The following is an 11,934-nucleotide window of genomic DNA, read 5'->3' as shown; positions in this document are numbered from 1 at the left end:
AGCAGTGGGAGCCTGAAAGGGTGACTGCGTACCTTTTGTATAATGGGTCAGCGACTTATATTTTGTAGCGAGGTTAACTGAATAAGGGAGCCGAAGGGAAACCGAGTCTTAACTGGGCGTTTTAGTTGCAAGGTATAGACCCGAAACCCGGTGATCTAGCCATGGGCAGGTTGAAGGTTGGGTAACACTAACTGGAGGACCGAACCGACTAATGTTGAAAAATTAGCGGATGACTTGTGGCTGGGGGTGAAAGGCCAATCAAACCGGGAGATAGCTGGTTCTCCCCGAAATCTATTTAGGTAGAGCCTTGAGCGGACACCTTCGGGGGTAGAGCACTGTTTCGGCTAGGGGTCCATCCCGGATTACCAACCCGATGCAAACTGCGAATACCGAAGAGTGATACTCAGGAGACACACGGCGGGTGCTAACGTTCGTCGTGGAGAGGGAAACAACCCAGACCGCCAGCTAAGGTCCCAAAGTCTATATTAAGTGGGAAACGAAGTGGGAAGGCTTAGACAGCTAGGATGTTGGCTTAGAAGCAGCCATCATTTAAAGAAAGCGTAATAGCTCACTAGTCGAGTCGGCCTGCGCGGAAGATGTAACGGGGCTAAATATAGCACCGAAGCTGCGGCATCAGAATTTATTCTGTTGGGTAGGGGAGCGTTGTGTAAGCGGATGAAGGTGAATCGAGAGGTTTGCTGGACGTATCACAAGTGCGAATGCTGACATAAGTAACGATAAAACGAGTGAAAAACTCGTTCGCCGGAAGACCAAGGGTTCCTGTCCAACGTTAATCGGGGCAGGGTGAGTCGGCCCCTAAGGCGAGGCTGAAAAGCGTAGTCGATGGGAAACGGGTTAATATTCCCGTACTTGGATAAACTGCGATGTGGGGACGGAGAAGGTTAGGTTATCGACCTGTTGGATGGTCGTTTAAGGTGGTAGGTGGAGAGATTAGGCAAATCCGGTCTCTTATACAACACTGAGAGCTGATGACGAGGTGCTACGGCACTGAAGTAACTGATACCACACTTCCAGGAAAAGCCACTAAGCTTCAGGTTTATCTAAACCGTACTGAAAACCGACACAGGTGGTCAGGTAGAGAATACTCAGGCGCTTGAGAGAACTCGGGTGAAGGAACTAGGCAAAATAGCACCGTAACTTCGGGAGAAGGTGCGCCGGCGTAGATTGTAAATCCTCGCGATTGAAGGTTGAACCGGTCGAAGATACCAGCTGGCTGCAACTGTTTATTAAAAACACAGCACTCTGCAAACACGAAAGTGGACGTATAGGGTGTGATGCCTGCCCGGTGCTGGAAGGTTAATTGATGGTGTTATCGAAAGAGAAGCTCCTGATCGAAGCCCCAGTAAACGGCGGCCGTAACTATAACGGTCCTAAGGTAGCGAAATTCCTTGTCGGGTAAGTTCCGACCTGCACGAATGGCATAATGATGGCCAGGCTGTCTCCACCCGAGACTCAGTGAAATTGAAATCGCCGTGAAGATGCGGTGTACCCGCGGCTAGACGGAAAGACCCCGTGAACCTTTACTATAGCTTGACACTGAACATTGAATTTTGATGTGTAGGATAGGTGGGAGCCTTTGAAGATGACACGCCAGTGTTGTTGGAGGCGTCCTTGAAATACCACCCTTTAACGTTTGATGTTCTAACGAAGTGCCTGAAACGGGTACTCGGACAGTGTCTGGTGGGTAGTTTGACTGGGGCGGTCTCCTCCCAAAGCGTAACGGAGGAGCACGAAGGTTTGCTAATGACGGTCGGACATCGTCAGGTTAGTGCAATGGTATAAGCAAGCTTAACTGCGAGACAGACAAGTCGAGCAGGTGCGAAAGCAGGTCATAGTGATCCGGTGGTTCTGAATGGAAGGGCCATCGCTCAACGGATAAAAGGTACTCCGGGGATAACAGGCTGATACCGCCCAAGAGTTCATATCGACGGCGGTGTTTGGCACCTCGATGTCGGCTCATCACATCCTGGGGCTGAAGTAGGTCCCAAGGGTATGGCTGTTCGCCATTTAAAGTGGTACGCGAGCTGGGTTTAGAACGTCGTGAGACAGTTCGGTCCCTATCTGCCGTGGGCGTTGGATGATTGAAAGGGGCTGCTCCTAGTACGAGAGGACCGGAGTGGACGCATCACTGGTGTTCCAGTTGTCTCGCCAGAGGCATTGCTGGGTAGCTAAATGCGGAAGAGATAAGTGCTGAAAGCATCTAAGCACGAAACTTGCCTTAAGATGAGTCATCCCTGACTTAGAGTCAGTAAGGGTTGTTGTAGACTACGACGTAGATAGGTCTGGTGTGTAAGCGTTGCGAGACGTTGAGCTAACAGATACTAATTGCCCGAGAGGCTTAACTATACAACGCTCAAGTATTTTTAATACAAGACGACATGTTTCTGACTGTAGGGGTTGGAGAGAAAGGATAGTAGTTCAGCTTGTTGACAATTGAGAATCTTATACTGTACTGGATGAGGGTAGAGTATGAAGATGTGAAGAGCGAGATGAGAGTAAATCATCAAACAGGATTATCTTGGCGGCGATAGTGCAGTGGACCCACCTAATTCCATGCCGAACTTAGAAGTGAAACGCTGTAACGCCGATGGTAGTGTGGGGTTTCCCCATGTGAGAGTAGGACACCGCCAGGTAGAAATGAGAGGCCCTAGGTAGAGATACCTGGGGTTTTTTGTTATGGGAAGGGGGGTGAGATAAAGTGGCAGCGGAAAAAATCTAGTTGGAATAAAATCAGATAAAGCTAAAGCAGACAAGACTAAGCAAATCAAACCAAATCAAGCCAAACCAAAGCAAACTAAAACAAAGCACAGCCTCTTTTTACTTCAGCTTACTTCATTTTATATCTCTTTATATCTCTTTATATCTCTTTATATCTCTTTATATCTCTTCGTTTGTCATTTTACATCCCTTAGTTTATCTTTTCTTCTTTTTCTCTTACCTTTACCTTCTTATCTTTACTTTTATTTTCCTTTCTTTTTCCTTCTCCCTTTTTTTGCTTTCCTTTTCATTTTTGAGGTTATGATGAATAAAGGGATATTATATGGATTGGGGGGCTATTAGGATGTTCTGTAATGAGTGAGACTTTTATTAGTTCTGTAGACAAGAGTTTTTAAATAGAAAGATAGTTCTAATTATATTATAAGCCTAAATAACACTATGCTTAGTTATTGTGATTTGCTGGATCATTTTGATGTGTGTAAGAAAAAGTACATATTTACGACAAATAATATAGATATTTTTATATTAAGTATTTTTAAAGCTCTTTATAGAATTTGGTAAAAAAATAAAAAAACGTTAGAATAAGTTATATTATTTGTTTAATAAATGAAATAAGAGAAATTATGGCGCTATTAGATGTACTTGTTTATCCTGATGAACGTTTAAAAATTGTTGCGAAACCTGTTGATATAATTAACGATAACGTACGAGAGATTATTGATGATATGTTTGAAACAATGTATCACCAAGAAGGTATTGGTTTAGCCGCAACACAAGTAGATATTCATCAGAGAATCATTACGATTGATATTGAAGGTACTAAGGAAAATCAATATGTACTGATTAATCCTGAAATTCTTGAAGGCTGTGGGGAAACAGGTATTGAAGAAGGGTGTTTATCATTACCTGGCATGAGAGGTTTTGTACCACGTAAAGAAAAAGTCAAAGTCAAAGCATTAGATCGCCAAGGGGATGAATACATTTTAGAGGCTGATGGTTTATTAGCAATTTGTATTCAACATGAGATTGATCACTTAAATGGGATTGTTTTTGCAGACTATTTATCACCATTAAAACGTCAACGCATGAAAGAAAAATTAATAAAATGGCAAAAACAGTTCGCTAGACAGAAATAATTTTGGGCAGCCCACGTTAGCACGTGGGTATTTTCATTCATAACGTAGAACATTATCTAATTTATCATGAAATCATTAAATATCGTTTTTGCTGGAACGCCTGATTTTGCAGCAAAACATTTACAAGCTTTGCTTGACTCCCACCATAATGTGATTGCTGTATATACTCAGCCTGATAAACCAGCTGGGCGTGGCAAGAAATTACAGGCTAGTGCAGTAAAACAATTAGCTGAACAGTATCAATTACCAGTATTCCAACCAACATCATTACGTAAACCAGAGGCACAATCCGAATTAGCGGGATTAGGCGCTGATGTAATGGTTGTAGTTGCTTATGGTTTAATTTTACCAAAGGCTATTTTAGAAACCCCTCGTCTAGGTTGCTTAAATGTACATGGATCTTTATTACCTCGATGGCGCGGTGCAGCACCTATTCAGCGTGCTATTTGGGCTGGGGATACACAAACTGGTGTGACGATTATGCAAATGGACGAAGGATTGGATACGGGAGATATGTTGTACAAAGTATATTGTGATATCAGACCAGATGAAACATCAACGAGCTTATATAATAAGCTAGCAGAGATTGCACCAAATGCTCTTATTCATGTATTAGATAATTTAGAATCAGGTAAATTTATTGCTGAGAAGCAAGATGATTTACAGTCAAATTATGCTGATAAACTTTCTAAAGAAGAGGCAAAATTAGACTGGTCTTTCTCAGCACAGACCTTAGAACGTTGTGTTCGTGCTTTTAATCCTTGGCCAATAAGTTATTTTTCTATAATGGATCAACTTGGTAATGAGCAATTAATAAAAGTCTACCAAGCAGAAGTTTTACCGCATGTTGATAAACCAGTAGGAACGATTTTAAGCGCAGATAAAAAGGGTATTCAAATCTCAACTGCGGAAGGTGTTCTGAATTTATTACAATTGCAACCAGCAGGGAAGAAGCCAATGTCAGCACAGGAACTGTTAAATGGACGAGCAGAATGGTTTACTGTAGGTAAAGTATTATGATGCAAAAGCGAAGCAAAACGGCTAAGAAACAGACCTCACTTTCGACTCGTGCACTGGCAGCTCAAATCATCTTACAAGTTCTAGATCAAGGAAAATCCTTATCTATGTTGCTTCCTGAAGTTCAACACCAAATTAAGCAGCAGGATCTTCCTTTATTACAAGAAATTTGTTTTGGTATTTGTCGTGTATTACCTCGCTTAGAGCACATTATTAAATTACTTGTTGATAAACAATTAAAGGGAAAAACACGAATTGTACACTGCTTATTACTAGTCGGTCTGTATCAATTACTTTATACCCGTATTCCTCCACATGCAGCAGTTGATGAAGTCGTAAATGCGACTCATACTCTTAAAATGGACAGTTTTCGGGGGCTCATTAATGCTGTATTGCGTCGCTTTTTAAGAGAAAAGCAGCAAGTTTTGGAACAAGTGGATAAACATTGGGAAACATTACATCCCGAATGGCTTGTGACTCGTCTCAAAAAAGCTTATCCAAATTGGCATGATATTATTGAGGCAAATAATAAAAAACCGCCGATGTGGATTCGCATTAATTCACAGAAAATTGACACAGCAAGTTATCGTGTTTTATTAGCAGAGCGTGGTATTGATACGTTTAGTACTGAGAATCCTTTTGCACTGCGTTTGGCACAACCTACTGCTGTAAATAATTTGCCTGCTTTTGAACAAGGGCATGTTAGTGTGCAGGACTTACATGCACAATGGTCTGCTATTTTATTAGCACCAAAAAATAATGAATTAATTCTGGATGCTTGTGCAGCACCTGGTGGTAAAACAACACATATTTTAGAGCAGGCACCCAATGCTCACGTTGTTGCTTTGGACATTGATGATAGTCGTCTAAAGCGTGTTCATGAAAATTTAGCACGTATGCAACAATCTGCAACAGTAATCTGTGGTGATGCTAGTCAGCCAACACAATGGTTAGAAAAAATTAACATTACTACGGATAAAAGTGCGGTACAGTTTGATCGAATTTTATTAGATGCACCTTGTTCTGCAACAGGGGTTATTCGCCGTCACCCAGATATTAAATGGTTACGACAAGAGTCAGATATTGAACAGCTAGTGCTGTTACAAGCACAAATTTTGCAAGCCCTTTGGGCAATTTTAAAACCAAACGGAACTTTATTATATGCAACTTGCTCAGTATTGCCTGAGGAAAATGCATTACAAATTGAACAATTTTTACAGGAAAATGTAGATGCTAAGTTAGAAAAACTGCCTTTTGCCTCTACAGAAAATACAATCGGGTTTCAGTTTATCCCTACTGAAAACGGTGGTGATGGTTTTTATTATGCTAAATTAAGGAAGGTAAGTTAATTATGAATATCAATCAAGGGACTTTCCCCAAACTAGATGTTGTTATCTCTTGTTATAATTCTGAGAAAACATTAATTCGAGCAGTGAATTCAGTGTTAAACCAAAGTGCGTTAAATCATCTTTGGATTGTAGATGATAATTCTACAGATAATACATTTAAACTTGCGAATCAAATTGCAGCTCGCTTTCCAGAAAAAGTGACTGTAGAAAAACTATCTCGTAATGGAGGACTAGCAAAAGCGAGAAACTGGGGGGCTTTACAAAGTAATGCCGAGTTTATTGCTTTTTTAGATGCAGATGATGCTTATGAGCCAGAAGCATTGACAACAGCAAGTTGTGTGTTTCATTTCAGACCAGAAACATCGTTAGTTAGACTGGCTTTAAAACCAATAGATTTAGATACAAGTTATGCAGAGCATCCAGATTTTCAAGATGCATGGGAAAGTGTTCAACTAGAGTCAGCACGAAATGTTGTTTTCCGTCGTTTATTCTTATTAGCTTGTGGTGGTTTTCCGCAAGAGTCTTTATTTCGTCGTTTAGGTGGAGATGATAGTGTTATTGGACATGTCAGTGCAAAACTAGGGCGAGTAGCGACATTATTTGAAGATATTGGTGTGTTGCATTATTGCTATGAAGGAATGCCTGAAGAGCGTTTATTAGATGCAATACTGTTTGGTAAAAAACAAGTAACTGCTGGGCAAGAACATATTGAAATAGCAGAGAAAGTGACAGAAAGCATTTGTGAGCAAGTGGAGCAGCTAAAACAATATTTAAATACCCAAGAAGTGGGCGTTAAACCATTAGTAATTGAGAGAACTGAATAATGAAAATCATCATTCTTGGTGCAGGACAAGTTGGAACAACGTTGGCTGAAAATTTAGTCAGTGAAGATAATGATATTACTTTAGTTGATAATCAATCATTACGATTGGAAAACCTACAGAGTAAGCATGATCTACGTGTTGTGAATGGCTCTGCTTCTTCACCAAGAGTTTTGCGCGAAGCTGGCGCACAAGATGCTGATTTATTAGTCGCAGTAACAAGTTCTGATGAGATTAATATGGTAGCGTGTCAAATTAGTTATACATTATTTAATACGCCAACAAAAATTGCTCGTATTCGTAATGCAGAATATTTAAGAGAAAAAGATAAATTATTCCAAACGAATGTATTACCTATTGATCATATTATTTCACCAGAGAAATTAGTGACGGATGAAATTACACGTTTGATTGATTATCCTGGCGCATTACAAGTTGCACATTTTGCGGATGGGCGTATTAGTCTTGTTGTTGTGAAAGCCTATTATGGCGGACCACTCGTGGGTTATGCTATTTCTGCGCTGAAAGATCATATGCCGCATATTGAGTGCCGTATTGTATCAATCTTACGTCAAGATAAAGTGATTCGTCCACAGGGATCTACGATTATTGAGGCAGGAGATGAAGTCACGTTTATTTGTGAAACAATTCACATTAAAGCAGTAATGAGTGAATTACAACGCTTAGAAAAACCTTATAAACGGATTATGATTGCGGGTGGCGGTAATATTGGTATTGGTGTTGCGAAACGTTTAGAAAGTCAATGTTCAGTTAAATTGATTGAGCGTAATGCAGAGCGTGCGACCGCATTAGCAGAAAAATTATCTAATACATTGATTTTTTGTGGCGATGCTTCGGATCAATCATTCCTCTTTGAAGAACAAATTGAAAATATTGATGTGTTTTTGTCACTCACTAGTGATGATGAAGCGAATATCATGTCTGCGCTATTAGCAAAACGTTTGGGAGCAAAGAAGGCTATGGTGCTTATTCAACGTATGGCATATATTAATCTGATTCAAGGTGGGACGATTGATATTGCTGTTTCACCACAGCAGGCAACTATTTCTGCTTTGCTCAGTCATGTACGTAAAGGGGATACTGTTAATGTTGCTTCATTACGACATGGTGTTGCAGAGGCTTTAGAGATTATTGTTCATGGTGAAGAAGAATCCTCGCTTGTTATTGGTCGCAAAATTGCTGAACTAAAGTTACCTCAAGGTGCAATTCTTGGTGCAGTTTTACGTGGTAATGAAGTGATTATGGCAAAGAAAAATTTAGTGATTGAAGACAATGATCATGTGATTGTATATTTGAGTGATAAAAAGTTTGTGTCTGATATTGAAAAGCTATTTCAGCCAAGTGTATTTTTTATTTAAAGTAGAGTAAATACACTGTACAACAAATGAAAAGCTCCTATAATGCGTTTTGATTTAAAGTAAAGTTTAGTGAGGAGTTTTTATGAGTTTTATTAAAGAGTTTCGCGAATTTGCGATGCGTGGTAATGTGGTTGATATGGCTGTCGGTGTGATCATCGGTGGTGCTTTTGGTAAAATTGTCAGCTCACTAGTTGGTGATGTTTTTATGCCTATATTGGGTATTTTAACAGGTGGCGTTGATTTCAAAGATTTAAAGATTGTCTTAAAAGATGCTATGGGTGATGTGCCAGCAGTAACATTAAATTATGGTGCATTTATCCAAAATGTATTTGATTTTATTATTATTGCCTTCGCGATTTTCTTAATGATTAAAGCATTGAATAAATTAAAACGTGAGACACCAGCAGAAGAAGCACCTGCAGAACCAGAAAAACCATCAAATGAAGAAGTGTTATTAACTGAGATTCGTGATTTATTAAGAAAATAATTTCATTATTTAGATAAAAAGTCTTCCTCTAGTGGAAGATTTTTTATTGATACAACAAATATCTTGCCTTGTTTAAACTACCTATTCCTTCTACAATAGTGGCAATACATTTCCAAGAGGTTATTTATCATGACTGATTTACAAGCATTACAAGTAGAAACACGCGAAATTATCACTGATTTGCTAAATGATGGTAGTGATCCAAGCGCGCTCTATATTATTGAGCACCATATTGCTCATCATGATTTTGATAAATTAGAGAAAATTGCAGTAGAAGCTTTCAAAGCAGGGTATGAAGTATCTGAGGCAGAAGAGTTTGAAGATGATAATGGAAACGTTATTTTTTGTTTTGACATTATTAGCGAGGTTGAATTGAAGCCAGAAATTATTGATGCCCAACAAAAAGAATTACTTCCTTTGGTTGAAAAATTTGCAGGTATCTATGATGGCTGGGGAACTTATTTTGAAGATCCAAATGCCAGTGATGATGAATATGGTGATGATGGTGAATTTTTTGATGAAGAAGATGAAGCGTAATTCTATCAAAATCTCATAAATTTAGACCGCACTTTTATGCTGATTAAAAGTGCGGTTTTATTTTGTTGGAACTATTTAATGTTGATATTGCCTAAAAAATGATTATTTTAAACTTTAATAAGGATATTTTATGAAATTAAAACATTTAACATTAGCATTATTAGCTTTACCTTTCGCTGTTTCAGCTACTACTGAACATCTGCCAAGTAATATTGTGACCTTCAGTGCGGAAGTTGAAAAAGAAGTTAATCAAGATTTAATACAAGTCATTATGTTTACCCAAGAAGAAGGTAAGGACGTTGGTATATTAAATAAAAATGTGACAGAGCGAATGAATGCGGCAATTGCTTTGGTGAAAAAACAAAATGTTGTGCATATTCAATCGCAAGATCATAATACTCAAGTACGTTATGGCAAAGATGGCAAGCAAAATGGTTGGATCAGCCGTGCTGAACTTGTTTTACAAAGTAAAGACTCTGTTGCGCTGGCTAAATTAATCTCAGAATTAAATAATCAATTAATGATTGAGAGACTTTATGCATCTGTATCACCTGATACATTAACTGCACTCGAAAATGAGATGACAGAGGCAGTATTACAAAAATTTGAGCAAAAAGCGAAAGTCATTCAAAATAGTTTAAAAAGTAAAGGTTATAAAGTGATTGAGCTGAATTTATCTACTCCACATAATTTAGGCCAATCACCACGTCCTTATGCGAATAAAATGATGCGTGCCACACTGTCTTCATATGATACGGATGCAATGGAGCTAGAGGCTGGTAAAACACAAATTCGCGCAGAGGTGCAAGCGAAAATTGAATTAATTAATGATTAGCTTTCTAATGCTTCATATTTCTTATACAATAATCAAATTCGTTTATTAAAAAATCGGAGTAATAATGAAAGTTGCAAAAAATGTTGTGGTGAGTATTGCTTATCAAGTACGCACTGCTGATGGTGTGTTAGTTGATGAGGCGCCAGCAAATCAACCTTTAGAATATTTACAAGGGCATAATAATTTAGTCATTGGCTTAGAAAACGCATTAGAAGGTAAAGCTGTTGGTGATAAGTTTGAAGTGCGTGTAAAACCAGAAGAAGGTTATGGCGAATATAACGAAAATATGGTGCAGCGCGTACCAAAAGAAGTATTTCAAGGCGTTGATGAATTAGTTGTAGGTATGCGCTTTATTGCAGATACAGATATTGGTCCATTACCTGTTGTGATTACTGAAGTAGCTGAAAATGATGTTGTGGTTGATGGAAACCATATGTTAGCAGGTCAAGAGTTGTTATTTACAGTAGAAGTCGTTGCAACCCGTGAGGCAACCTTAGAAGAAATGTCACATGGACATATTCACCAAGAAGGTGGCTGCTGTGGTGGACATCATCATGACAGTGATGACGAAGAACATGGTTGCGGTTGTGGTGGACACCATCATGGGCACCACCATCATGAGCATGAAGGTTGTTGTGGCAATGGTGGATGTAAGCACTAACGCCGAGACTAAAAGAAGACCGCACATTAAAGTGCGGTTCTTTTTTCTTGTTTGTAGCAAGTTAACTTTGTTTTTTCAATATCGCATAAAGCTCATCTTTTAAACGTAATTTCTCTTTTTTTAAATTTTCTACTTCGGTGGGTGTACCGAGTTCAATGTGAGATTCAATATTTTTAATCCGTTGATCTAGCTCATTATGTTTGTCAAATAAGCGGCTAAAATGGGTATCTTCAATTTTTAATTTGGAAATTAAATCACGAAACTCTGGAAACATAGGCGCTCCTTTTGTAGCATAAGTAGTATAAAAAGTGCTCATTTCAGTGTTTATCTTATCGGATTTTACCTAAAATAAATGTGTTGAAGATCACAAATTTAAAGAGAATGTGTTGTACGTATTTTATTTAATAAAGCATCACAACAAGGATCTAACAGTTGATATGTGAGATTAAAGTCTTTTGTATACCAAGGATCTGGAATATCGCGATAACCTAAGTTTGGACATAATTCAGTGATCTTAAAGAGCTTCTCTGGGTGATGACCAAATAACCTTTCTAAATCCTGTAAGTTTGTCTCATCCATAGCAATAATATAATCATAAAATTGCCAATTTTCTGACCGCACTTTTTTACTCTGAAAGCCTGTACTCTCAATTTTATGTTGATCTAATATCTCTGCTGTACCGCAGTGCATATCACCTCCCTCATGCCAACCTGATGTACCTGCACTACTTGTTTTAATGAAATCTTGTAGTCCAGCTTGTTTGATTTTTTCTCGCATCAGAAACTCCGCCATCGGAGAACGACATAGGTTACCCAAACACACAAATAATATATTAATTGTCATTCTGTTCCCTTAATCTATTTCTTATTCATTAAGAAGATTATTTAGTTGATATAGATAGAATACAATTCGGCTCTATTCAATCAAATCAAATAGAGCCGAATGTGTTTAGTGTTTAATAATGAAGTTAATT

Annotated in this window: 11 protein-coding genes and 2 rRNA genes (1 of these 13 cut by a window edge); 11 read left to right on the top strand and 2 right to left on the bottom strand. The window is 38.6% G+C overall.

Annotated elements, in window-relative coordinates; all coding sequences use genetic code 11:
* The 11 genes from K7G93_RS08100 to slyD form a co-directional block, all read left to right on the top strand.
* Positions 1-2,367: ribosomal RNA gene (locus tag K7G93_RS08100) — 23S ribosomal RNA — on the top strand; it begins 530 nt to the left of the window's first position.
* A 171-nt stretch (positions 2,368-2,538) separates the two neighbouring features.
* Positions 2,539-2,654 (top strand): 5S ribosomal RNA (rrf, locus tag K7G93_RS08095).
* 708 nt (positions 2,655-3,362) lie between these two features.
* The gene (gene def, locus K7G93_RS08090) at positions 3,363-3,875 is read left to right on the top strand and encodes a peptide deformylase (RefSeq protein WP_226690393.1); all 513 of its coding nucleotides are present in this window, start codon (positions 3,363-3,365) and stop codon (positions 3,873-3,875) included.
* A gap of 66 nt (positions 3,876-3,941) precedes the next feature.
* Positions 3,942-4,895 carry a methionyl-tRNA formyltransferase gene (fmt, locus tag K7G93_RS08085; protein ID WP_226690392.1) on the top strand — a complete coding sequence of 318 codons (954 nt, stop codon included), beginning with the start codon at positions 3,942-3,944 and terminating at the stop codon, positions 4,893-4,895.
* Complete coding sequence (rsmB, locus tag K7G93_RS08080; protein ID WP_226690405.1) at positions 4,895-6,241, top strand: 16S rRNA (cytosine(967)-C(5))-methyltransferase RsmB; 1,347 nt, start codon at positions 4,895-4,897, stop codon at positions 6,239-6,241. The genes fmt and rsmB overlap by 1 nt, the downstream gene beginning before the upstream one ends.
* Positions 6,241-7,065, top strand: coding sequence for a glycosyltransferase family 2 protein (locus K7G93_RS08075; protein WP_049214846.1), 825 nt, complete (start codon positions 6,241-6,243; stop codon positions 7,063-7,065). The genes rsmB and K7G93_RS08075 overlap by 1 nt, the downstream gene beginning before the upstream one ends.
* Positions 7,065-8,441: a Trk system potassium transporter TrkA gene (trkA, locus tag K7G93_RS08070; protein WP_226690391.1), complete on the top strand. Its 1,377-nt coding sequence runs from the start codon at positions 7,065-7,067 to the stop codon at positions 8,439-8,441. Before K7G93_RS08075 ends, trkA begins: the two co-directional genes overlap by 1 nt.
* An 82-nt stretch (positions 8,442-8,523) precedes the next feature.
* Positions 8,524-8,928 (top strand): large-conductance mechanosensitive channel protein MscL, encoded by a 405-nt coding sequence (gene mscL / locus K7G93_RS08065; protein WP_049214848.1) that lies wholly within the window; start codon positions 8,524-8,526, stop codon positions 8,926-8,928.
* Between the two features lie 129 nt (positions 8,929-9,057).
* A complete protein-coding gene (gene rraB, locus K7G93_RS08060) occupies positions 9,058-9,465 on the top strand; it encodes a ribonuclease E inhibitor RraB (RefSeq protein WP_115323275.1) in 408 nt (135 codons plus the stop codon).
* 130 nt (positions 9,466-9,595) lie between these two features.
* Positions 9,596-10,300 carry an SIMPL domain-containing protein gene (locus K7G93_RS08055; RefSeq protein ID WP_115323274.1) on the top strand — a complete coding sequence of 235 codons (705 nt, stop codon included), beginning with the start codon at positions 9,596-9,598 and terminating at the stop codon, positions 10,298-10,300.
* 64 nt (positions 10,301-10,364) lie between these two features.
* Positions 10,365-10,961 carry a peptidylprolyl isomerase gene (slyD, locus tag K7G93_RS08050; protein ID WP_160531848.1) on the top strand — a complete coding sequence of 199 codons (597 nt, stop codon included), beginning with the start codon at positions 10,365-10,367 and terminating at the stop codon, positions 10,959-10,961.
* Between the two features lie 61 nt (positions 10,962-11,022).
* Here slyD and K7G93_RS08045 read toward each other — a convergent pair whose 3' ends face one another.
* Complete coding sequence (locus K7G93_RS08045) at positions 11,023-11,235, bottom strand: HP1242/YdcH family protein (RefSeq protein ID WP_049214852.1); 213 nt, start codon at positions 11,233-11,235, stop codon at positions 11,023-11,025.
* Positions 11,236-11,333: 98 nt separating this feature from the next.
* Positions 11,334-11,804: a low molecular weight protein-tyrosine-phosphatase gene (locus K7G93_RS08040; protein WP_115323272.1), complete on the bottom strand. Its 471-nt coding sequence runs from the start codon at positions 11,802-11,804 to the stop codon at positions 11,334-11,336.
* Between the last annotated feature and the right edge of the window lie 130 nt (positions 11,805-11,934).

Origin of the sequence: Pasteurella canis (genome assembly GCF_020810675.1) — a bacterium.
GTDB classification, from domain to species: domain Bacteria; phylum Pseudomonadota; class Gammaproteobacteria; order Enterobacterales; family Pasteurellaceae; genus Pasteurella; species Pasteurella canis.
The sequence above is the reverse complement of the archived record's forward strand: the minus strand, read 5'-3'. Positions and strand labels throughout refer to the sequence as shown.